This is a genomic window from Otoolea muris, from assembly GCF_943193115.1.
GTDB classification, from domain to species: domain Bacteria; phylum Bacillota; class Clostridia; order Lachnospirales; family Lachnospiraceae; genus Otoolea; species Otoolea muris.
In genome coordinates, this window is the sequence record NZ_CALPCY010000035.1 from 23,801 (window position 1) to 43,611 (window position 19,811).

The following is a 19,811-nucleotide window of genomic DNA, read 5'->3' on the forward strand; positions in this document are numbered from 1 at the left end:
CGCCCCGGCAAACAGCCGCGCGTCACGGCCAAAGCCAGATCCGAAACTGCAGAAGAACTGTCACAGCCACGGCCATGGCCGCCAGCGTCCGCACCGCATAGCTTAACGTCTTAAGCGTCCTCAGACGGCCCACTCTTGCATAGGAGTCCTCAATTCTCTCCTTCAGCGCCCCGGCGATGTCAAACGCCCCGGAATCCCTGTCAAGCTGTTTTAAGCCCACATCTACCATAAAATAGATCTCAAGCTCCTCCTGGCAGTTTTTGCACGTCTCCAGATGATGCAGAAACGCGTCCACTTCTTCTCCGGACAGATTGTCGTTTATATAGGGCGTCACCATGCGCTCCGCTTCCTGACAAGTCACGGTATTCACCTCCATATGCAATGTGTTCGCAAAGCCGGCCAAAGGCGGCCTGCCTGCCGGTTTCGTTTATCATACAATATTATGGGCGTTTTTTCAATCTCTGATTTTCTGCATGTGTGCGAGTTGTTGTTTTGAGCTTTGTCTGTTGCCGCTGATCGTTGAAAAATACGGTGGCGGCGCGGGCGCGGGCTGGTGGGTGTGATCAGGGCGGATTTTGAATGTTTTTGAGGATTGCGGGAGCGCAAAGTGCGGAGCAATCCGGTATCAAAGGGGTCAAAAGACCTTTTGCCCCCGACATCATGATATTGAACCGCACATAAGCCTAATCTCCGTAACAATTCAGATGGCCCTGAACTGTTACAAATCCCTGGCTAAAATCTCTTGGCTAAAAGCAAAAAAACAGTTGCAATTCCCCTGAAGATTTGGTAATATAAAATAGCTTAGTAAAAATGCCGGCTTGTCGGAATGGCAGACGAGGTGGACTCAAAATCCATTGGTGGCAACACCGTGCGGGTTCAAGTCCCGCAGCCGGCACTTTTAAAACGTATTGAAAACTTGAATGATCGGGTTTCGGTGCGTTTATTTTTTTGTTGTTTTTTCTATGAACCGTATCCTCACAGAATCAGGATCCGAAAACGCAGCAGCAGGTAATGTTTAAGACTGCCTGTCCCTGACATCTATTATCTTCCTGCCCTGGTTGTTCCTAGAGCGTGTTTGAAAATTGCTTTCTGGTAGCTGTGCGTGCCACTTTGTGGGAGATTTGTGCCAAATGAACGCGGCGTAGTGGGCTACGTTAAGTGAATTTGGCACAAATATACCGCGAAGTGGGGCGTGCAGATGCCAGGAATGAATTTTCAAACACGCTCTAGCTATCCGGACAAGGATGCCGAACTGCCCGCGCAGATCAGGGCGACCGCGGAAAATAAGATCCGTTGGAATGGTTGGTAAAGGCGGGCTTGGCTATTGAGGGATGATGACGCCATGCAGCTTCCCTTTGACGCTCCTCCTGTGATGGTTCATTACTACTCTTATCACGGGGAAGCGCGAAAGCCAGCCAGAAGCCTGATCACACAGAGAAAGGAAAAAAATGCCTGAATTACCTGAAGTAGAAACCATTAAGCGAGTCATTGAGCCGCAGATACAGGGGCTTACGATTCAACATGTAACGGTAAAACGCCCGGAAGTGACGGCTTACCCGGCGGCCCGCGAATTTTGCGGGCGGCTGACAGGACAGACCATCTCACACTTGACGCGCAGGGGGAAATTTCTCTCTGTCCACCTAGACAGCGGCGACCGTATGATCCTGCATTTACGAATGACAGGCTGCCTTCTGATTACCCCCGCCGGCTGCCCGGAAGAAAAACATACGCACGTCATTTTCAGCCTGAACAGCGGCAAAGAACTGCGTTTTTCTGACACGCGCCGTTTCGGGCGGTTCTGGCTCCTCGGAAAAGACGAGGCTGACACGTACAGCGGGATCCGCAAATTAGGGGCAGAGCCGCTGGATGAGGAGCTTACCGCCGCATATTTGAGCAGCCGCCTGGGGAAACGGAGGAAAGCCATAAAAGAATGCCTGCTGGATCAGCACATTATCGCAGGCATAGGAAATATCTATTCTGACGAAATTCTGTTTACTGCGGGGATCTATCCGGCGCGTCCGGCAAACAGCCTGAATATGGACGAATGGGAACAGCTTACGGCAGTTATCCCGGAACGTATTTCTTTTTTTATTGATACGAATAGGATAACGCCGGAGGACTATTTAGAAACCAAAGGACAGGATTACCGCAACACGCCATACCTGCAGGTCTACGGACAGGCTGGAAAACCATGCCCGAAATGCGGGGAAACGCTCTGCCGTATTGTAGTGGGCGGCAGGAGCAGCGTGTACTGCCCTGCCTGCCAAAAGGATTCAGGGTGATAAGTTCCGCGATGGTTTCATCTTACCCGGCGCCTCCTCTGAAAACCAGCGTATCTTTCATTTTTCCGGTGTGTCCAACTGATACAGATAGCTGGCCGCCGAGGTGTCCGGATAAACCTTCAATTTACGCATCGCATGCCTCCCATCTTTAATTCTATTCTGCCATGAAATACCTGAAAAATCATTCCCCGTATTTTTTTATTTTATCGTCATCGCCCTAGAGCGTGTTTGAAAATTCATTCCTGGCATCTGCACGCCCCACTTCGCGGTATATTTGTGCCAAATTCACTTAACGCAGCCCACTGCGCCGCGTTTATTTGGCCCAAATCTCCCACAAAGTGGCACGCACAGCTACCAGAAAGCAATTTTCAAACACGCTCTAGAGATGATCGATTATGCCATTGCCATCCCGGATGAGTACCAATCCGAAGCGCCCAAAGCATATACTGTACAAAATAAAGAATCATAAGCGAGGTTTTGGGATGAAACATTTTTATAAGAGCCTGTTTCTGTTTTTTGTGGGCTTTACCGCGTATCTTGCCATTGAGGTATGTTTTAAAAGCGCTATGTCGCATGGGGGACTGGGGTGCAGCCATCCTCTGTGCGGCATCATGGGCGGTCTTTCGTTTTTGATTTTTGACCAGTTTAACAATGAGCTATCCTGGCATCTGGATCTCCTTTTACAGGGGATGCTTGGCGCCTGCGTGGTGACTCTGCTTGAGCTGACGGTCGGCCTTTGGGATAAATATTTTCTTCATATCGGAATGTGGGACTACAGCGGCATGCCCTTTAATTATCAGGGCGTCATCTGCCTGCCATTTTCGCTGATATGGATTGGCGTGGCTGTGATTGCGATTCTCGTGGCAGACGCCATCAATTATTACATACTGGATGAAGAGCCATGCCCCCACTATCATGTTGGAAATTTGATTTTCAGATTTAAAGAAAAAAACAGAATAACTAAAAATTAATCCGGTCCTCACGAATTTTCAATGGGATATGCGGCTGAGCGATATGACATAAAAACGCCCCTTTTCAGCTATATGCATATGCAGGCTTCAAATTGCGCGCCGGGCAGGGGGAATGCGTTTCCCCCGCCCGGCGCGCGGCCCGCAAAAAAATAACAGTTCCGATAACCCGGACTGTTACAAAATACAGGCGTTTCAAAGAGCAAGCTCCTTAAAACGCCTGTATTTGCAAGTATTTTAAAGCTGCTGACGGGAATCGGACCCGTGACCTCCGCACTACCAATGCGACGCTCTACCGACTGAGCCACAGCAGCAATAACGGCAAATGAAGGTCTAAACAACGCGCGCTTCATTCAAGCCTTAGATAGTTTATCACGCCCCACCGCTTTTGTCAACCATTATTTTTTCGATGACATCGCCGCCCATTCACCGTAACCGTTCAGAGGTATCTGAAGGGTTACCATTCATCCCGCCCGAAGCGACCGCTTCCTTTTCTCCGCTGTCTTCCGCCCTTTCCGGTCGCGCTGGATTGCGTAGTAGCAGTACAGCGCCGCCAGGGCGTCCTCATTCGCGTCGTGCGGCTTGTAATCCGTATAGCCGTAATACCAGGCGCAGTAGGTCAGAGGCTTCCAGCAATAGTCCCCGTACTCATCATTGTATTCCCCGGCAATATAGGCAAATTCCAGCATGACATCATAGAGCCTGGCCTTTACCGCTGTATTGATGCCCTTGGCCGCCAAAAACGGCATATCAAACGCCTTGTGGTTATATCCCACGATCAGATCCGCCCGCCGTAAGATCCGCTCGATCTTACGGCGCTCGTGCCGGAGCGCCGGCGCGTTTCTGACAGCCTGCCAGGCGGCCTTGCGGGATCCCATCCCTCTGTCCCATGCGCGCCCGTCCTCTGGCCTGATGTATGAATTATAAAGAGTTTTTCCTCTCCCGTTGACAATCGAAATCTGCACGATCTCGTCCTCGGTTGCGTCTAAACCGGTTGTCTCTATATCAATGGAAATAATCCTGTTCTTCCACAGCATGGCCTGTATCCCGCCTCTTATGTATAAAATCGTAACTGTTCAAATTGTCTGAATCAATGGCATTTACTGTATAAGCCTCATGCCTGTTTACAAATCACCGTGTGAGCTATATTATCGATTGTTTTTTATTATAGCTTACCGGGTGTGCAGCCAGAGCCAGATTCTAAATCCATAAGGAACCCGTAAAAAACCGCCGGCGCTTAGCGAGGTCTTTTCGAGCTTTTCTCCGAGCGGGGGGCCTTATGGATTTAGAATCTGACTCTGGCGGCCCTCTCACGACAAACAACGCCTGATTCAACGCAGCGTCCGCATTCCGGCCGCCCCCTAAAACTTCTGGAAATCCTCCACATTCAGCACAAAAATCGTAGAGCCGCCTGTCTTCATATTCATCGGCACCGTCATATTCACGGTCGGACAGCAGTTCCCGGCCATGGTCGGCGGCGTATAGACAAGCTGCTCCCGGCTCCCGCACATCTTTTTAATAATGGAAATCGCCTCCTGCACCCGGGAGTCGTCCACTCCCAGCATGAGGGTCATGCTCTTTTTCTTCAGAAATCCGCCCACAGTGGAAAGTTTGGTTACAAAAAATGAGTTCTGGTTCAATTCATAGACCAGATCCTCCGCGTCCTCGCTTCCAATTACTGCAATGATCATTTTCATATGACTGTCCCTCCCGTCTGAACTGTTATAACCTGCCTGTGTACTACGCCGTTCCCCGCGCCTGCAGGGCCATCCTCTGGCGCACAATCTCATAGGCCAGCACGCCGGCCGCCACGGAGGCGTTTAAGGAGTCGATATCGCCCTTCATGGGAATGGATGCGCGGAAATCGCAGGCTTCCTTTATCAGGCGGCTCACGCCCTCCCCCTCGTTTCCTATCACCAGGCCCATGGGCCCGGTCAGATTCAGGCGGTACATAAGCTCGCCCTCCATATCCGCACAGGCGAACCAAAATCCCTTTTTCTTTAAGTCCTCTATCACAGCGGACAGATTGGTGACCTTTGCCACCGGCGTATAGCACAGGGCCCCTGCCGAGGCTTTCACCACCGTAGCGGTCAGGCCCGCCGCCCTGCGCCTGGGGATAATCACGCCGTGCGCCCCCGCCAGGTTCGCAGTCCGGATAATCGCCCCCAGGTTATGCGGATCCTCAATGCCGTCCAGAAGAAACAAAAAAGGCGGCTCCCCCTTTTCCTGCGCCAGCTTCAGCATATCGTCCACCTGCGCGTATTCAAACGCGGCGGCAAATGCGATCACGCCCTGATGCTTTCCTGTCGCGGACATCTGATCCAGGCGCTCCCGGCTCACATAATTGATAATCGTATCGCTCTTCCTGGCCTCTCTTGTGATGGTCTTTACCGGGCCGTCCTGGCAACCGTCCAGGACAAACAGCTTATCTATGGTTTTTCCGGAACGAAATGCCTCCAGCACGGCGTTTCGTCCCTCAATCGTCATCTCCTCATACCGCATCCCGCGTCTCCTTCCCCTGAAGCGTGTTTTAAAATCATTCCCGCCATCTGCACGCCGCGCTGTTACGAAATCTCCCCCATTTTACGCAGGCCCTCGCCCAGAAGCTCCGACATGCGGGCAAACTGCTCTGTCAGATAGAGGTAGCCTATCAGGGCTTCAAATCCCGTGGCCATCCTGTAATCGTGGACCGTCGCATTCTTCGCCACGCTCGCCGGTTTGGCGTTCCGGCCCCGGCGGTAAACGGCCTTTTCCTCTTCGGTCAGGCTCTCCTCTATGAGCCTGTAAAACGCGGCCTGCGCCTGGGCCTTCACAAGGCTGGCTGTCTTTTTATGCATCTTATTCACCTGGACATTGCCCCGGTTCATCACCATCCCGCGGATCGCCAGCTCATACGCCGCATCGCCCAAATAGGCCAAAGCCAGGGGGGAATACTCTCCCGCATCCCTGGCCTTGAGATGAAGCGCCTTATTCCACTCGCTTACGCACGCTTCCATTTTACGCCCTCTCTCGTATCCTCTAGCAAAATTCCCATTGAAAGAAGCTTCCCGCGGATCTCGTCGGCAAGGGCAAAGTTCTTATCCTTTCTCGCCTGCTGCCGCATGGCGATCATCTCCTCGATCTCGCTGTCGAGCGCCTCCTTCTTTGTCTCTGTGATAATGCCCAGCACATCGCAGAGCCGCTCAATCGTCTCCTTCACAAGCGTTAAATATTCCCTTGAGGATTCGCCGGAGGAGGTGGAATTCCCCAGCTTTACGAGCTCAAACACCGCGGCGATCGCGTCCGCTGTGTTGAAATCATCATCCATCGCCGCCTCATATTTCCCGACAAAGCCCTTCACCTCAGCCGCCAGCTCCTTCTCCGCACCGGTCATTGACCCGGCGGAGGCTGTTTTTAAGCCGTCATTTAATCGCTCTACAGCGGTGCGGATCCGCTCCAGGCCGTTCTTTGAGGCTTCCATCAGATCCGCGCTGAAATTTAAGGGGCTTCTGTAATGGGCGCTCAGCATAAAGAAGCGCAGGACCTGAAGGTCGTATTTTTCGCTGATCTCCCGGACTGTAAAGAAGTTCCCCAGAGATTTGGACATCTTCCGGTTATCGATATTCAAAAAAGCATTGTGCATCCAGTAGGCCGCAAACGGCTTTCCGTTTGCCGCCTCGCTCTGCGCAATCTCGTTCTCATGATGCGGGAAAATCAGATCCTCCCCGCCGGCATGGATATCAATGGATTCCCCCAGGTATTTCCTGGACATGACGGAACACTCGATATGCCAGCCCGGGCGGCCCTGGCACCAGGGCGACTCCCAGTAAGGCTCCCCCTCTTTCTTCGGCTTCCAGAGCACGAAATCCGTGGGATCCTCTTTGTCCTCCTCCCCGGTCACCTTCAGCTCTCGAAAGCCGGAGCGCAGATCCTCGAGGTTCTTGTGCGAAAGCTTCCCGTACTCCTTAAAGGAGCCGGTCCTGAAATATACGGTCCCGTCCTTGGCGACATACGCATGCCCCTTTTCAATCAGATCCCCGATCATATCCAGCATCCCGCAGATCTCCTGCGTGGCCTGCGGATGCACGGTCGCAGGTTTAACGTTCATGCCCTGCATATCCTTTTTGCACTCAGCGATATAGCGCTGCGAGATCGTATCCGCGTCCACGCCCTCTTCAATGGCCTTTTTGATGATCTTATCGTCCACATCCGTAAAATTGGACACAAAATTCACCTCATAGCCCTTGTACTCAAAATAACGCCTCACGGTATCGAATACAATCATGGGCCTTGCATTTCCGATATGGATAAAATTGTACACCGTCGGACCGCATACATACATCTTAACCTTGCCCTCCTCAAGGGGAATGAATTCCTCCTTGGTTCTGGACAGCGTATTAAATATCTTCATCCTGAACATCTCCTATTCTATCGATTCCCAGTCAGGCAGGCTGCGCGCCGCGGCCGCAGCATCCGCCGCAGCCGGGCCCCGCCATCATCTCTCTATCATAACAGTAATTTTCCACTGCCGTCAACAAAATAATCGCCTGGGCGGCGATCCCTTCTCCCCTCCCGGTAAAGCCCAGGCCCTCTTCGGTCGTGGCCTTGACATTGACCCGTCCGGGTTCAATCCCCAGCGCGGCCGCTATATTTTCCTCCATCTGCCCGCGAAAGCCCGACACTTTTGGCCTCTGGGCAATGATCGTGGCGTCAATATTCTCAATCACATACCCGCTCTCTGCCAGAAGCTCTCCCGTCTTTTTAAGCAGTATCATGCTGGAAATCCCCTCATACGCCGGATCCGTATCCGGAAAATGCCGCCCGATATCTCCCAGGGCCGCCGCCCCCAAAAGGGCGTCCATCACAGCATGCGTCAGCACATCCGCGTCCGAATGGCCCAGCAGCCCCTTCTCATAGGGAATCTTCACGCCCCCCAGTATCAGCTCACGCCCCTCTGCCAGCCGGTGTACATCATATCCCTGACCAATTCTCATTGATTTAACCCTCCAGTTGGATATCCCGCCGCCGTCCGGACGTCCCGGGCGGTTACAGGAACTGTATCTTAGGAACTATCGCAGATCACACAATCATCCGCAGCGCCCGCTCAATGCAGCGCACCTCCAGATCACTCTGGCTGGAACAGCACTCTCCGTCCACATGAACCGCCATCGGGCGCTCCATATGGATCCTGGCCTCCCGGCAGGAATAGATCCGCATGCCCTTGTTATAACTGCGCTTCTGCCATGCCCGCGTCAGGACTCCCAAAGCCTGCAGCTTGGAGGCATTGCTCAGCACGCACACCTCCAGACGGCCGTCGCTGCAGTCTGCGCCGGGCGCAATCCGGTAGCCGCCGCCCTCAAACGAGTGATTCTGAACCGCGACCTGATAGATATTGTTAAATTCCACCCGTTTCTCGCCGTCTAAGAGGATATAGCCCTTTGCCGGCCTGGCCTTTACATACTGCGCCGTCTCGCACAGGCAGTTCGGAAGCCTCTTTAAAGCCAGGTATCTCCAAAGCCTTGCCGAGCGCATATTAAGAAGGCTCTGACAGACCGCCCCGTTTAACCCGATGCCGGCGCTGACCATGAAGCGGCGGTGCCGGACCGCCTCGTCCCCATAGGTCACGACGCCGTAATCCACTAATTTATAATATTTCGGATGGAGAATTTTTTTCATATTCCGAAGCGGGGAACGCGAGAGCTTTAAGCTCCTCGCCAGATCGCCTTTCACCCCAACCGGAATATAGCCCAGCGTCACCGCGCCGCCAAAGCAGATCCCGTCCACCACCTCGTTGACCGTCCCGTCCCCGCCGACTACGACGATCAGCCTTGGATCACGGCTCCCTCTCGTAAGCTGCTGTGCAAATTCTGTGGCTTGTCCCGGGCGCTCTGTGAGAAACACCCGGTACTCCACGCCCCTGGGCAGCAAATACCGTTCCACTTTATTCCAGACCTTACGGCCCCTTCCGCTCCCGGAGCAGGGATTAATGATAAAGTAATACATCATGGCCTCCGTTGCTCTGTATGTTAAGGAATCGAATCCTTACATCCTTTGTTTTAAATAGTATAGCATACTTCATACTAAATGATAAGAAAATTTCTATAAAATATTTCCAAAAAAGTATTGACAATTAGAACAATACATATTATACTATCTAAGCAGTCGCAAATAAGCGGTGCGGACGGGGTCTTAGCTCAGCTGGGAGAGCATCTGCCTTACAAGCAGAGGGTCATAGGTTCGAGCCCTATAGGCCCCAGTCAAAACTAAATATGGCGGAATAGCTCAGTTGGCTAGAGCACACGGTTCATACCCGTGGTGTCGAGAGTTCAAATCTCCCTTCCGCTATTGGAAAAGCATATATCTTTTGATATATGCTTTTTTGTATACTTTAAATTCCGGTTGACTTTACCTTTTCTGCGTGCTATAACGAATTCGGTTGATAACAAAAAGGGAAATTTTTTCTAAGATAAGGAGCCCAAACCATGCTGATTTACATTCTCCTCCTGTCCATACAGGTTCCCGCCAACATCGTCTGTCTCATCATCGCCTCCTATTCCGTCGCCTCAGGCGGCCGCGCCGGGATCCCGGCGGGCGTCTATCTTTTGCTGGCCGCCCTCTACTGGGCCGCGGTGGCCGCTTTAGGCATCCGCTGCATCGTCCGATCCTTCCACGCTTTCGCAAGGCAGGATTCTGACGCCTGCTTTAAAGGTATGCTGACCTTAAAATACGGCCTTATTCCGTTTTTCCTGATCAATTTTATCTCCATAACCTTCCTGTTTCTGACCGCGTTTGTCGCCAGCCGCGGGACGATCCTGTTTGCGTTTCCGGTTATCGCCGGACTGATCGCCTTTGGAAGCCTCTGCACCTGGCTCGCCATGCTTCCCGGAGCCTTTTATGGGGTGCAGACGATCCGCATGGCCTGCAGGATGGGCAGGATCGGCCCGAAGGCGGCCCTCCTGCACGGCATCCTGCAGTTTATCTTTCTTCTGGATGTGCTGGACGCCGTGTACCTGTCCCTTGTGACCTTCCGGGCCGCACGGCCTGTGTCCCTTGCAGTCTTCGGCCTCTACTCGGCCGGATTTGCGTGCGGCATCCTCTTCCTTTTGCAGATCGCCTGACGCCCGGCCAGGAGTCCCGTCTGACACATGCCCGGTCGGGAATCCCGTCTGACATATACCTGGCCGGGAATCCCCGCCTGACACGTTCCCGGCCGGCGCGTAATCACCTGCAGCCCTGCTCATTTACGCAAGCGCCGCGCCAGCCAGCCCCTCGACCGCGTGTGTGTAGCGCCCGGAGGCCACCAGGCTGACCGTTGACTCAATGAAGGCCCCGATGCTGCTGATCTTTTCCGGCGGCGCGGCGTAAAAGACCTGGAAGTGGTTCTCTTCAAAGTATTTTACCATCTGCTCAATGCGCTCCCTGGACAGCGCCGAGAATGCCTCGTCTATAAATACGAGCCTCGCGCAGCAGACCTGCCTGGGATAATACTGGAGCAGGCTTGCAGCCAGAATGATAAAGTACGGCGTCTGTTTTTCGCCGTTGCTGGCTGAGCCCTGCTTTTTGGATAAGTCGGCGGTGATCTCCTTTCCTCCCTGCAAGCTGGATATCTCCATGTCGTATACAAAATAATTGCGGTAATCCGTGTACTGCGTCTCGTCCTCCTCATCGAGGATCACACTCATAAATTCCCGGATATCCCGCTCCATCTCCTCGTCGTCCCTCGCCAAGTTCATGTAAGCCTCCGGCGTGTCCATGTATTCCTCAAGCCTTTCACAGATGCGGAAAAAGACATCCCGATCCGGCTTCTTTCTCATCACAAACCGGTACGTGTCGCTGCCGAAGGGGATCTTCTTCAGCTCACGGTTAATGATCTCGATCTCTGCCCTGGCCTCCCGCACCGTCTCATTGATTTCCGCCACAAAATCATTCATAAATGCGTTCTCAAGCTTTTCTCCCTGCTCCCTCAGCCGGTTGTGGACCTCTTCAATGCGGATATTGGCAATATTTCTGTATTCCTCCCTGTAAAACGGGATGTAGCCCGCCCCGCGCCGGTTGATGTCGGTCCCTGTCAGCTTACAGTAGTTAAGCTGCGCGTCCTCAAGCCGGCGGACGCATTCCTTTAACTCTCCCTCAAGCCGGCGGACGGCTTTCTGCGCCGCGGGCGGACGGGAATTCTTTACGAGCGATTCGTATTCCTCCAGCATGGGACGTTTTAATTCCATGTGCCGGATGCAGGCTTCGGAATAATCCTGATTCAGGATATACAGCTCCGCGGAAATCTGCGCGAGCTCCTCCTCTTTCCTCTGCCTCTCATTTTCACATGAACCAATCTCCCTTGCGGCCGCCTCCACCGCGGCCTTAAGCCCGTCGTACTCCTGCCTGGCGTCCTGCTGCTCCTGCAGGATGGCGAGGAAATCGGGGTTGCTGCGGATTCTCTCCAGATCCGCTGCAAGCTTATCTTTTCTCTGCGCGCTCTCCTTAAGGCGGGCTGCCGCCTGGAAATCATAATGCCCCGCGTCCCAGTTCACAGAACCGATCCGCGCCCTTTTTTGCCTGATCTCATCCGCCTCTCTCCGGCTTTCAGAATGCGCCTCCTGCGTTCTCTCCTTTTCTTCCTCCGCCTTTTTAAGCTGCAGCCGGATCGAATCGCCCCCCAGGCAGGCGTCCGTGCGGCTCATGTCCATGCAGGATACCGCATAGCCCTTGGCCAGCATTCCGTTCTTCATCAGCCCGCCCTTTGGGTATTCGTGGAGCTCTTCCTCTGATTCGCACAGATGGATCGCGTTCAGCAGATAATTGGCGTATCTTCTGGCATAGACGTTGGGGATCTTGAGGATTTCCGCCGCGGAGCCGGGCGTGACGGGCGTATCGGGCAGTTTGTCTGTCAGAACGACATTTACGCCGTGAACCGCCTTTTTTTGCAAAATCTCCATAGCCTTATGGCAGACCGCCCCGTCCACGATGAGGTAAAAACGCTTCCGCCCGAGAAACGTCTCGACCGCGGTTCTCCACTCTGCCCGCGTTACCTCCTCCACCAGCTCCGCAAAGATCCGCACGTCTGTCTTAAGGCCCTGCCGTGTAAATTCCTCTTCCAGAATCCGCCTCGCCTGCTCCACACCCGCGGGGAATACCATCCGGTTCGCCTTTAAAAGCCGGATCTTTGTCTCCAGCCTGTCCATTTCCCTGTCAAGCTGTTCCATGCGATCCTCACAGTGGACCTCCTCCTTCTCCATGATCCGGCCCTGCTGCCTGAAAACCTCCGCGGCATGCAGAAACACTTCTGTTTTTTTGTCCGCCGCCGCGCCCATTTCCGCCAGACGGCGCAGGAGCTGCGTCTCATCATCCGTAAGCCCGAAAAGCTCCCCTCCCCCCTCAAGAAGCTCAGAAAGCTGCGCCTGCAGCCTCCTTAAAGCCTCTCTCTTCTCTTCATATCTGTGAATTTCCTCGTCCGCCGCCCGGATCCGGCCCTCAAGGGCCCGGATGCTGTCCTGCATGCCCCGCGCCATATCGTTCTGCTCCGCGATGCGGCAGCGCTCCCCGGCCGCCTCGTACTGTCCGTCCAGCTCTTTTCTGCGCTCCTCAAGAGCGCTCTGTCTGTGAAGCAGAGCTTCCTTTTGCTGCGTTTTTCTCTGCTGCTCTTCTTCCTTGTCGCGCAGCCTCTGGTAGCAGAGCATGAATTCACGGATCTGAAGGCTTTTCAGCTTTTTTTCATACTCAGCCGCCCTCTGCTCCACTTCCTCAAGCTGCTCCCGGCCGGCCCGCAGGCTCTCATACATGTCCTTAATATGCTCAAACTGGCGCTTCTGCTCCCGAAGCTCCCCCAGGGAATCCACCTTTCCGGGATCCAGCACGCACTCTTTAATAAACTGGTCAATATTATTTTCCGGGTTAAATGCCATCATTTTTAAGAGCCGTAAGCGGTATTTGGCCGCGTCGCACCGAAGGCCCAAAGCCCGCAGAACCTGCTCCACGCCCCGCTCGCGCCCCCAGAAATCAGCGGATTTAAGCTTCTGTCCGTTTACCGCAAGCTCCTGTTTCGGCGTGAAGCGGATGGTTTTTCCCTCAACGGCCGTAAAATTTAGCTGCTCCATGGCCGCGCCCCGGCAGACAAACCAACTGCTCTTGTAGGATAAATCATCCGCTGACTCAATGCACACGCCGGCCACCATGCTGGCGCTGTCCACCGGCGACCAGAATTCCATGGCAATGTAGCTGACGATCTCGCCGGTCCTTAAATACCGCTCCGGGCCGTTGCTTTTCGTATCGCCCCGCACATACGCGGCCACGGTCCGGTCGCGGTCCCTGGCGGCCTTGTTAAACTGCGTGTTCCCGGTCAGAAGATAGGTCATGGCGTCAAGGATCGTCGATTTTCCGCTCCCGTTTACCCCTGTAAACAGCGTCGATCCTTCCAGGCGGATACACACATTCTGGAATCTGGACCACTGGACCAGCAAAAGCTTTGTGGCTGTCTTTCTATTCGTCTGCATCGTCGTCCTCCCCATCTTCCTCCTCCGGCGAAAGCTCCATCATCCGCCGCGCCGCCGCGCCGGCAAAACGCCGGAATTCTTCCTCGCTTAACGCAAACTGGAGCGAGGGGTACAGGCGGATCATGCAGTCCGCATCCCCGACCTTTCCGTGCACGTCAATCAGGTTAAACCGCGAAAACAGGGCCAGGATATTCGCCATGGCGCTCTTATCTATCTGATCCCGGATCCCGTATTTCTCCAGCTCAAAGCGCAGATCGGTGATGGAAATGACCGCCGGCTGGGTAAGGCTGACCGTGCTGATCCGGTCTGTATACAGGATCCAGAGGCAGCACAGCACAACGCTCTCCGCCTTTTTAAGCATGAGCCGGTTTACCTGCGCCCTGCCGCCTTCTGCCGTCTCCCCGCGGCTGCGAAGCATCACGACCCCATTTTCCCGGTCGATCTCAATGTCAAACCCGATATAACTGAAATACGTGGAAAACGGCTCCGGCTTTTTGGAAATAAAATAATACGCTTTTTTGCTGTCCTCATCCTTTGCGCGCACAATAAACGTCTGCTTCAGCAGACGCCTGCATGACTTCTGAAACAGGGCCCGCTCCGACGAGGTGTATTCCTCCCAGAATTCCTCTATACTCATCCATGATCCTCCGTGATATCTCCTTCACCGCAGCAATTCACATCATCTGAATTGTTATTTTTCATCCCCCGCCCCGTCCTCCCTGACGATCTCAAACCGGCGCAGCAGCATCCCGTTCGTCTCCACGTAGCCGTCCAATAAGCGGATGGAAAAGCCGTTCTCCCTGCCATACGCCACGGCCGACAGGCTGCAGAGCAGATCGCGTTTGCTTTCAAGCGGCAGGGCGTCGCTTTCGATGCCCGCTTTCTCTCCCATCAGGCGATTTAAGTAGGCTCCCATCTTCTCCCGGGAATACGGATTATATGCCTCTCTCTCATGCGCTTTTCTGGCCTGCTCCATATCGTCTTCGCTCATCACCTCAAGGCCCGAGGCGGTCTCCCGGCGGACGCTCCTCGCCTTTCTGGGGAAACGCAGCGAGCCTTCGTCGATAAATTCATGCCGTTCCAGCAAAAACAGGCGGTTCACTTCCGGCGGCGCTTCCTCCTTAAAGCCAAGCTCCCGCATCTCCTCTGTGAGCGCCTTAACCGCCTGCTCCACATTGCCCCTCATATCTCCCCCGCGGCTTCTGAGGAAGCGAGCGCGCCCCACGGCAATCTGCAGGTACACATTGATCCGGTGCTTGATGTCCCGCATGATCCGGTCATAATCCTCGGAGAGGAACCGCTTCGTCTGCCGGAGCATATCCTCCGCGTACTCTTTTGCCGCCTCCGGCTTAAGCCCTTCCTCCGCGGCGCAGCCGGCTCTCAGGCGCTCAAAAAGCGCCCGGTCATTCTGCACGCGATCGAGCTCTGAGCGGATAAAGGAACGGTAAATATGGATATTCTGCTGCTTCGTGAGCCTCGCGTACTCACGGATAAAATTGCCGTCGCAGTATTCGATAATATTCTCGGTCAGGCTCTCCAGGCTCTCCTCCTTTACCATGCGCTCAATGATCTTCCTGATAAATGTGGCCAGCCGCTTGAGCGCCTTGGACAAAAGCTTGGCATTGCGGTAAATATTCTTAAGCCCGTCCACATACGGATCCCGCCGCCACTGCTCCTCATTCCGGAGAATATTGTAGATATTGTAAATATAGCTGGAAAATTCTTCCCTGTCCGGCCTGCGGATCTGCTGCAAAAATTCCGCCAGCAGGATCCCCTGTTCGGTCATAATGATATGCTTCTCATACGTCGCGTCGTCGTTTTCCTCCTCCAGCCACCCGATCTCCGCGGAGCAAAAACGCCGTATGATGCTGTTCGCCATCTCATTGTGGTTCTTCCTGGCCTCCGTCTCCTCTTCGGGATCGATAAAATCCACATGGTTTTCCAGAAGATAAGCCGCAAGCGCGTCGCGGATCCGCCCCCTGGCGATGCGGTAGGATATCTCACGGTCATACTGCTCATAAATCACCTGGAGGCAGTCCGAGTAGATTCCCTGATTGCCGGCGCTTGATAAGCAATTAAAAAAACCGGGCGGTATGGTGTCAAATAGTCTTGTCATATGTTATCCTATGAGGGTTTACCCGCGCCGTACTGGCGGCAGGCTTCCTTATGCGGGCCTGTGCATAAAAAAGCCCCGGATACTTCCGGCGCTCTTTTAACCTTTTTGTCGTTGAGCCTGATCCGCAGGCGGCGCTCTCTTCGCGCCGCCTGCGCGGCCTAATTCTTAGCACGCAGTATGCCCAAAATCACTTTTGCAATAATCGCGAACTGCTTTCTCTTAATCCCGTTATCGGCCGCTCCCGATTCAAGGCAGCCCCTGTCGTCGTAATTGAACAGCATGTCGGTTATGATCATGCGCCACATGCGCTCGTTCGATACAGGCATCTCCTTTGCGAGAGCATAGAAATCTTCGCAGAAGGAATCGAAGGCTTCGTCTTTTACTTTGGGGTTGTATGATTGAAATATTCTGGTGAACATCTTTCGGATGGTTTCCAGATCGAATTCACAAAATGTCACGTTGTCCTGATGGAACTCTTTGCTGTAAGAATAATCGCTCATGTTTTTCGTCTCCTTTGCTATGGGTATATTTTACCATTATCTGAGGGGGAATTCAATCACTTATTTGCCTGGGGAGTTGTGAAAAGTTTTGGAAAGTCGTGAAAAGCCCGCCAGTGTCAGCTTCGATATCCAACAGAACCCCCGCTCCCGCTCGGAGAAAAGCGCAGCGGCACCAGTACAGCCCTGCGTATACAGCGGTCTGTACAGCCCGAAAAGATCCCGGTAAGCTATCAGTGTGATATCGGCCTGCGGATTGTAATATCCGGGATACGATTTTTGCCCTTATTGTAAAATAGTAAAAGGCTGTGTATAATATATGTATGAAAAAGCCGGCAACCGTTCAGGGGGTAGCTGAACGGTTGCGAAAGCTGTGCATTTAGAAGGAGAGGAATTGCCATGAACTATACAAAAGCGTTGGAAACCGATATCCCGGCCCTGATTGATATGAGGATCGCTTATCTGACAGAAGATTACCAGACCCTGGCTGCTGAGCAGGCGGATGCGATCCGCGCGCAGCTTCCCGGGTATTTCGCGGGGCATCTGAATCGGGATTTGATTGCTTATGCGGCGAAGGATGAGAGGAAAATTGCGGCGTCCGCTTTTCTTCATATTACGGAAATGCCGGCGAATCCGGCGGTTTTGACAGGGAAATTCGGCGTTATGCTGAATGTGTATACCCGACCGGAATACCGCAGGATGGGGATAGCAAAACAGTTATTGACTATGGCGATTGAGGATGGAAGGCGGCTTTCTCTGTCCTATATTTCGCTGGACGCGACTCAGGACGGGCTTCCCCTGTACCGGAAGCTTAAATTTACGGAGATAAAGCCGCGGTATACGGGGATGATTCTAAAGCTCTGATATGGACATGAGCCCGGAGCGCGCCTGAAACATAGTTCCGCTGTCCCGCATGCTCCGGGCGTATCAGCCTTTCATCCAATAATCCATATCGGGATATAGCTGTTCTCTTTCACTGTCATCGTTTTACAGGTGCGTCTGTATCAGCTCACCCATTTCAAAGTAAGACAATACAGACTGCCATCCGCCGGACTCCGGATGATATTTACGCTTTAACACCAGTTCTTTGGCCTGCATATACTCCCCATTCACCACTTCGTATACGATCACATATTCGTAAGATACGCCTGAGCATCCTCTTGTCACCACTCTCTGTCTGTCAGGTTCGATCGAAATGCTTTGGGCCGGAAATGAGGGGTAGTATGCGAATTCCTGTTTCTGCGCATCCCAGGCATCCCCGGCTTCAAAGATACAGCAGTCCAGCTCCCCAATCCGCTCCATCTGCATAAACCGCAGATCTCCGGACTCTTCTAAAAGAGCTCTTTCCATTATTTGCCCCCATTCACTATGATCAGGCAGCGAAAAAGAGAGAGCGGAAACCCGCGGCCGGGAATGTTTCTCAGGACGCGCTGCAACACGGCTTGTTTTGTATACTGAAAGCTCTCCTTCTCTGCTTTTTCCCATGGTCCTGTATTTTGTATGTGCGGCCAAGGTCCGGCATATCCTCCACGCAGCGTGCAAATTATCCCAGTTGTGATAGGAGTTCGTATCATCCCTTGCTTTATCATCCGTTTATTTACTCCCACTGTCCAATTTTCATATAAATGAAAAATGGCCGCTTATACACACCGATACGCATCACAACGGCTGGCGTGTAAACAGCGGCGCATATAGATTCATAACTCAGCTCTCCGGCACAGTGCTTCTCGAAAAGTGCATATAATCCGGCTCCCGCCTCCAGTCGCCTCCCCAGATAAAGCCGTGCTCCTTAAACAGGCGCACACACAGATCATTCTCATCAATCTTATGCGGAAAATCCTGCGAGCGATCCGCATAATCCATCCCGTTGGCCGGAAGGCAGCCGGTCACATTTCCCGCCTCATCATAAAATACATTCGGATTATACCTTGGATTGATGTCAATGGCGAGTCCCCTTGCGTGCAGGGACAGCGCGCTTTTTCCGGCCACGGTCCGGTAATTGAAGCATGATGTATTATTCTCCGAGCTGGACCTGTCGTCATCCGCGTCGTAATCGTCCACCAGCCGGATCTTCTCAATGCGGTATTTCTGATTGTAAAGCTCCTGGAAAATCTCCACCAGATCCCGGCTGATGGCCTTATTGCTGACCAGCTCCCCATACCGGCAGTTTCCGCTGAAATCATAGTAGAGCACGCGGATATAGCGCAGATCCTCTCTTGGAATGATACTGTTTTCCTTATATGATTTTCCGTATATTCTCTGGAACAGGCTGTCGCTTATCTCTGTTTCCTGGAAAAATGAACTGCTCCCCAGAGCGTAGACCGCATCCTCCCCCACCAGATCGCCCGGGCCGTAATCACTGACCGCATACTGCGCCGGAGCTGACCCGGGCTTTGCCTCCTCAGTCTCAGGGGCGGCCGGCTTTGTCTCATCCACGGATTTGCTGCCCGGCTCCTGCCGTTCTTCCGGGCCGTTTCCGGAGCCGTCCCGGCTTTCTGGCGAACCGCTCCCGGAATCGTCCCGGCTTCCCTCTGTGCCATCCCCGGATCCATCCCGCCGCTCTTTGCGGCCGCTTGCGGAACCGGCTTCTTCTCCTGTTTTCTCCTCCACTTCTCCCGCGCCCTCTGAAGCCGCGCCGCTATCCGGCCCGCTCTCATGGTTCTCTCCGCTTTCAGCGGCCGCCGTCTTATCTTCTGGCTGCTCTTCCACGCCGCCCTCTCCGGCGCGCTCTCTGTCCTGTCCCTTTTCTGCCTCTGAGTCCCCGGACAATTCGGAGGGTGCCGCGGCTCTTGAGACAATGGTTTCCTCTTTTCGGTTTCCTTCGCCCTGCCGCAGGGCGCTCATGTCATGCTCCCACGCATACTGGATGAAAAACGCGGCTATAACCGCCAGCGCCCCGGCCGCGAAGGCCCATTTCCTGTCTCTGCGCCCCGGGCCGCCCGGCCCGTTTCCCCACAGAACTCTCATGTCCACATCTCCTTAAACTCTCTGCAATTCACCCGTTCATTTTACAATCAAACACGAAAAATGTAAATAATTGCTGGAAATTTTCTTTGCTTAATTATCTTTATACAGAACAGTTCAGGCAACCTCTGAACCAATGGCATTATTATAAGCAGCCATAGGCGGCAAAAGAATCAATAATCCCGTCATCTATGTAAACGCTGTCTTTGATACAATTCGATTTTTCCTTATACATTTTGATTTGGGCATACTTTTTGATTTTGCCCCCAAGGGGAGATTTCAAATTTGGAATAACTAAAACGATAGTATAACTTCGATTTCAAGGTATATAGTATACTGTCCCGATTATATTCAGGCAAACCTCCTTGCCTGAATTTCCTCCTCAGCTTCATAAGCCACCTGATACACACTCCCAGGGCGAACAAAAACCCGGCACATGCCCTTTGGGTATGATGAGGGAAACGCTGCAGTCATTCTTCGTTACCCCTATAAAATATTAGTTAATTTTAACTAACCAA

The 19,811-nt window shown here is 53.2% G+C and carries 23 protein-coding genes and 4 tRNA genes; 10 read left to right on the forward strand and 17 right to left on the reverse strand.

Going from position 1 to position 19,811, the window contains the following annotated elements; all coding sequences use genetic code 11:
• Positions 1 to 22 precede the first annotated feature (22 nt).
• Positions 23 to 361, reverse strand: a complete 339-nt coding sequence (locus NFS31_RS18005; RefSeq protein WP_251498152.1) for an anti-sigma factor family protein — start codon at positions 359 to 361, stop codon at positions 23 to 25.
• A 451-nt stretch (positions 362 to 812) separates the two neighbouring features.
• Between NFS31_RS18005 and NFS31_RS18010 the strand changes: the two genes are divergently transcribed.
• Positions 813 to 895: transfer RNA gene (locus NFS31_RS18010), tRNA-Leu, on the forward strand.
• A gap of 120 nt (positions 896 to 1,015) precedes the next feature.
• Here the strand turns inward: NFS31_RS18010 and NFS31_RS27900 are convergent.
• Positions 1,016 to 1,219, reverse strand: a complete 204-nt coding sequence (locus NFS31_RS27900) for a DUF6783 domain-containing protein (protein ID WP_416389480.1) — start codon at positions 1,217 to 1,219, stop codon at positions 1,016 to 1,018.
• Here NFS31_RS27900 and NFS31_RS27905 point away from each other — a divergent pair.
• The 3 genes from NFS31_RS27905 to mutM are packed head-to-tail and all read left to right on the forward strand — an operon-like array spanning position 1,163 to position 2,282.
• Positions 1,163 to 1,309 carry a DUF6783 domain-containing protein gene (locus NFS31_RS27905; protein WP_334303109.1) on the forward strand — a complete coding sequence of 49 codons (147 nt, stop codon included), beginning with the start codon at positions 1,163 to 1,165 and terminating at the stop codon, positions 1,307 to 1,309. The genes NFS31_RS27900 and NFS31_RS27905 overlap by 57 nt on opposite strands.
• A 15-nt stretch (positions 1,310 to 1,324) precedes the next feature.
• Positions 1,325 to 1,456 (forward strand): hypothetical protein, encoded by a 132-nt coding sequence (locus NFS31_RS26910; protein WP_275563906.1) that lies wholly within the window; start codon positions 1,325 to 1,327, stop codon positions 1,454 to 1,456.
• Positions 1,449 to 2,282, forward strand: coding sequence for a bifunctional DNA-formamidopyrimidine glycosylase/DNA-(apurinic or apyrimidinic site) lyase (mutM, locus tag NFS31_RS18015; RefSeq protein ID WP_251498155.1), 834 nt, complete (start codon positions 1,449 to 1,451; stop codon positions 2,280 to 2,282). The genes NFS31_RS26910 and mutM overlap by 8 nt, the downstream gene beginning before the upstream one ends.
• Before the next feature lie 198 nt (positions 2,283 to 2,480).
• Here mutM and NFS31_RS27910 read toward each other — a convergent pair whose 3' ends face one another.
• Positions 2,481 to 2,531 carry a hypothetical protein gene (locus NFS31_RS27910; RefSeq protein ID WP_334303110.1) on the reverse strand — a complete coding sequence of 17 codons (51 nt, stop codon included), beginning with the start codon at positions 2,529 to 2,531 and terminating at the stop codon, positions 2,481 to 2,483.
• Between NFS31_RS27910 and NFS31_RS27915 the strand changes: the two genes are divergently transcribed.
• Both NFS31_RS27915 and NFS31_RS18020 read left to right on the forward strand, forming a co-directional pair.
• The gene (locus tag NFS31_RS27915; protein WP_416389481.1) at positions 2,511 to 2,699 is read left to right on the forward strand and encodes a DUF6783 domain-containing protein; all 189 of its coding nucleotides are present in this window, start codon (positions 2,511 to 2,513) and stop codon (positions 2,697 to 2,699) included. The two genes, NFS31_RS27910 and NFS31_RS27915, sit on opposite strands and share 21 nt — an antisense overlap.
• Positions 2,700 to 2,764: 65 nt before the next feature.
• Positions 2,765 to 3,253 (forward strand): putative ABC transporter permease, encoded by a 489-nt coding sequence (locus tag NFS31_RS18020; RefSeq protein ID WP_251498158.1) that lies wholly within the window; start codon positions 2,765 to 2,767, stop codon positions 3,251 to 3,253.
• A gap of 238 nt (positions 3,254 to 3,491) precedes the next feature.
• Here NFS31_RS18020 and NFS31_RS18025 read toward each other — a convergent pair.
• From NFS31_RS18025 to NFS31_RS18060, 8 genes are all read right to left on the reverse strand, one after another.
• A tRNA-Thr gene (locus tag NFS31_RS18025) sits at positions 3,492 to 3,564 on the reverse strand.
• 150 nt (positions 3,565 to 3,714) lie between these two features.
• Positions 3,715 to 4,287, reverse strand: coding sequence for a 3'-5' exonuclease (locus NFS31_RS18030; protein ID WP_251498161.1), 573 nt, complete (start codon positions 4,285 to 4,287; stop codon positions 3,715 to 3,717).
• Positions 4,288 to 4,611: 324 nt separating this feature from the next.
• Positions 4,612 to 4,947 (reverse strand): cyclic-di-AMP receptor, encoded by a 336-nt coding sequence (locus NFS31_RS18035; protein WP_251498164.1) that lies wholly within the window; start codon positions 4,945 to 4,947, stop codon positions 4,612 to 4,614.
• Between the two features lie 43 nt (positions 4,948 to 4,990).
• Positions 4,991 to 5,752 (reverse strand): 23S rRNA (guanosine(2251)-2'-O)-methyltransferase RlmB, encoded by a 762-nt coding sequence (rlmB, locus tag NFS31_RS18040; protein WP_251498167.1) that lies wholly within the window; start codon positions 5,750 to 5,752, stop codon positions 4,991 to 4,993.
• Between the two features lie 62 nt (positions 5,753 to 5,814).
• A complete protein-coding gene (locus NFS31_RS18045; protein ID WP_251498170.1) occupies positions 5,815 to 6,246 on the reverse strand; it encodes a Mini-ribonuclease 3 in 432 nt (143 codons plus the stop codon).
• The gene (gene cysS, locus NFS31_RS18050) at positions 6,231 to 7,640 is read right to left on the reverse strand and encodes a cysteine--tRNA ligase (RefSeq protein ID WP_251498173.1); all 1,410 of its coding nucleotides are present in this window, start codon (positions 7,638 to 7,640) and stop codon (positions 6,231 to 6,233) included. Before cysS ends, NFS31_RS18045 begins: the two co-directional genes overlap by 16 nt.
• Positions 7,641 to 7,671: 31 nt before the next feature.
• Positions 7,672 to 8,223 carry a 2-C-methyl-D-erythritol 2,4-cyclodiphosphate synthase gene (gene ispF / locus NFS31_RS18055; RefSeq protein WP_251498176.1) on the reverse strand — a complete coding sequence of 184 codons (552 nt, stop codon included), beginning with the start codon at positions 8,221 to 8,223 and terminating at the stop codon, positions 7,672 to 7,674.
• Between the two features lie 85 nt (positions 8,224 to 8,308).
• Entirely contained in the window at positions 8,309 to 9,235 is a 927-nt protein-coding gene (locus NFS31_RS18060; RefSeq protein ID WP_251498179.1) for a diacylglycerol/lipid kinase family protein, read from the reverse strand.
• A gap of 177 nt (positions 9,236 to 9,412) precedes the next feature.
• Between NFS31_RS18060 and NFS31_RS18065 the strand changes: the two genes are divergently transcribed.
• The 3 genes from NFS31_RS18065 to NFS31_RS18075 all read left to right on the forward strand — a co-directional run bounded on the left by NFS31_RS18065 (position 9,413) and on the right by NFS31_RS18075 (position 10,347).
• A tRNA-Val gene (locus tag NFS31_RS18065) sits at positions 9,413 to 9,485 on the forward strand.
• A 15-nt stretch (positions 9,486 to 9,500) separates the two neighbouring features.
• Positions 9,501 to 9,574 (forward strand) — tRNA-Met (locus NFS31_RS18070).
• Positions 9,575 to 9,711: 137 nt separating this feature from the next.
• A complete protein-coding gene (locus NFS31_RS18075) occupies positions 9,712 to 10,347 on the forward strand; it encodes a DUF6652 family protein (RefSeq protein ID WP_251498182.1) in 636 nt (211 codons plus the stop codon).
• Between the two features lie 123 nt (positions 10,348 to 10,470).
• On the opposite strand, the gene NFS31_RS18080 is transcribed toward NFS31_RS18075, so the two are convergent.
• From NFS31_RS18080 to NFS31_RS18095, 4 genes are all read right to left on the reverse strand, one after another.
• Positions 10,471 to 13,731, reverse strand: coding sequence for an ATP-binding protein (locus tag NFS31_RS18080; RefSeq protein WP_251498185.1), 3,261 nt, complete (start codon positions 13,729 to 13,731; stop codon positions 10,471 to 10,473).
• The gene (locus NFS31_RS18085; protein WP_251498188.1) at positions 13,703 to 14,353 is read right to left on the reverse strand and encodes a DUF4194 domain-containing protein; all 651 of its coding nucleotides are present in this window, start codon (positions 14,351 to 14,353) and stop codon (positions 13,703 to 13,705) included. The genes NFS31_RS18080 and NFS31_RS18085 overlap by 29 nt, the downstream gene beginning before the upstream one ends.
• 54 nt (positions 14,354 to 14,407) lie before the next feature.
• Positions 14,408 to 15,832, reverse strand: a complete 1,425-nt coding sequence (locus NFS31_RS18090) for a Wadjet anti-phage system protein JetA family protein (RefSeq protein WP_251498191.1) — start codon at positions 15,830 to 15,832, stop codon at positions 14,408 to 14,410.
• Positions 15,833 to 15,990: 158 nt separating this feature from the next.
• Entirely contained in the window at positions 15,991 to 16,332 is a 342-nt protein-coding gene (locus NFS31_RS18095) for a hypothetical protein (RefSeq protein WP_251498194.1), read from the reverse strand.
• A gap of 396 nt (positions 16,333 to 16,728) precedes the next feature.
• Here NFS31_RS18095 and NFS31_RS18100 point away from each other — a divergent pair, with 396 nt between their 5' ends.
• Positions 16,729 to 17,193: a GNAT family N-acetyltransferase gene (locus tag NFS31_RS18100; RefSeq protein WP_251498197.1), complete on the forward strand. Its 465-nt coding sequence runs from the start codon at positions 16,729 to 16,731 to the stop codon at positions 17,191 to 17,193.
• A 123-nt stretch (positions 17,194 to 17,316) separates the two neighbouring features.
• Here NFS31_RS18100 and NFS31_RS18105 read toward each other — a convergent pair whose 3' ends face one another.
• A complete protein-coding gene (locus tag NFS31_RS18105; RefSeq protein WP_251498200.1) occupies positions 17,317 to 17,679 on the reverse strand; it encodes a hypothetical protein in 363 nt (120 codons plus the stop codon).
• 354 nt (positions 17,680 to 18,033) lie between these two features.
• Positions 18,034 to 19,296 (reverse strand): M15 family metallopeptidase, encoded by a 1,263-nt coding sequence (locus NFS31_RS18110; protein WP_251498203.1) that lies wholly within the window; start codon positions 19,294 to 19,296, stop codon positions 18,034 to 18,036.
• Positions 19,297 to 19,811 lie beyond the last annotated feature (515 nt).

What these genes read in the sequence shown, in the direction of transcription:
- NFS31_RS18020 (WP_251498158.1), top strand. Translation starts at nt 2,765, where the DNA reads ATGAAACATTTTTATAAGAGCCTGTTTCTGTTTTTTGTGGGCTTTACC.
- NFS31_RS18060 (WP_251498179.1), bottom strand. Translation starts at nt 9,235, where the DNA reads ATGATGTATTACTTTATCATTAATCCCTGCTCCGGGAGCGGAAGGGGC.
- NFS31_RS18085 (WP_251498188.1), bottom strand. Translation starts at nt 14,353, where the DNA reads ATGAGTATAGAGGAATTCTGGGAGGAATACACCTCGTCGGAGCGGGCC.
- NFS31_RS18035 (WP_251498164.1), bottom strand. Translation starts at nt 4,947, where the DNA reads ATGAAAATGATCATTGCAGTAATTGGAAGCGAGGACGCGGAGGATCTG.
- NFS31_RS18080 (WP_251498185.1), bottom strand. Translation starts at nt 13,731, where the DNA reads ATGGGGAGGACGACGATGCAGACGAATAGAAAGACAGCCACAAAGCTT.
- NFS31_RS18030 (WP_251498161.1), bottom strand. Translation starts at nt 4,287, where the DNA reads ATGCTGTGGAAGAACAGGATTATTTCCATTGATATAGAGACAACCGGT.
- NFS31_RS18105 (WP_251498200.1), bottom strand. Translation starts at nt 17,679, where the DNA reads ATGGAAAGAGCTCTTTTAGAAGAGTCCGGAGATCTGCGGTTTATGCAG.
- rlmB (WP_251498167.1), bottom strand. Translation starts at nt 5,752, where the DNA reads ATGCGGTATGAGGAGATGACGATTGAGGGACGAAACGCCGTGCTGGAG.
- NFS31_RS18095 (WP_251498194.1), bottom strand. Translation starts at nt 16,332, where the DNA reads ATGAGCGATTATTCTTACAGCAAAGAGTTCCATCAGGACAACGTGACA.
- NFS31_RS18045 (WP_251498170.1), bottom strand. Translation starts at nt 6,246, where the DNA reads ATGGAAGCGTGCGTAAGCGAGTGGAATAAGGCGCTTCATCTCAAGGCC.
- mutM (WP_251498155.1), top strand. Translation starts at nt 1,449, where the DNA reads ATGCCTGAATTACCTGAAGTAGAAACCATTAAGCGAGTCATTGAGCCG.
- cysS (WP_251498173.1), bottom strand. Translation starts at nt 7,640, where the DNA reads ATGAAGATATTTAATACGCTGTCCAGAACCAAGGAGGAATTCATTCCC.
- NFS31_RS18090 (WP_251498191.1), bottom strand. Translation starts at nt 15,832, where the DNA reads ATGACAAGACTATTTGACACCATACCGCCCGGTTTTTTTAATTGCTTA.
- NFS31_RS18075 (WP_251498182.1), top strand. Translation starts at nt 9,712, where the DNA reads ATGCTGATTTACATTCTCCTCCTGTCCATACAGGTTCCCGCCAACATC.
- NFS31_RS18100 (WP_251498197.1), top strand. Translation starts at nt 16,729, where the DNA reads ATGAACTATACAAAAGCGTTGGAAACCGATATCCCGGCCCTGATTGAT.
- NFS31_RS18110 (WP_251498203.1), bottom strand. Translation starts at nt 19,296, where the DNA reads ATGAGAGTTCTGTGGGGAAACGGGCCGGGCGGCCCGGGGCGCAGAGAC.
- ispF (WP_251498176.1), bottom strand. Translation starts at nt 8,223, where the DNA reads ATGAGAATTGGTCAGGGATATGATGTACACCGGCTGGCAGAGGGGCGT.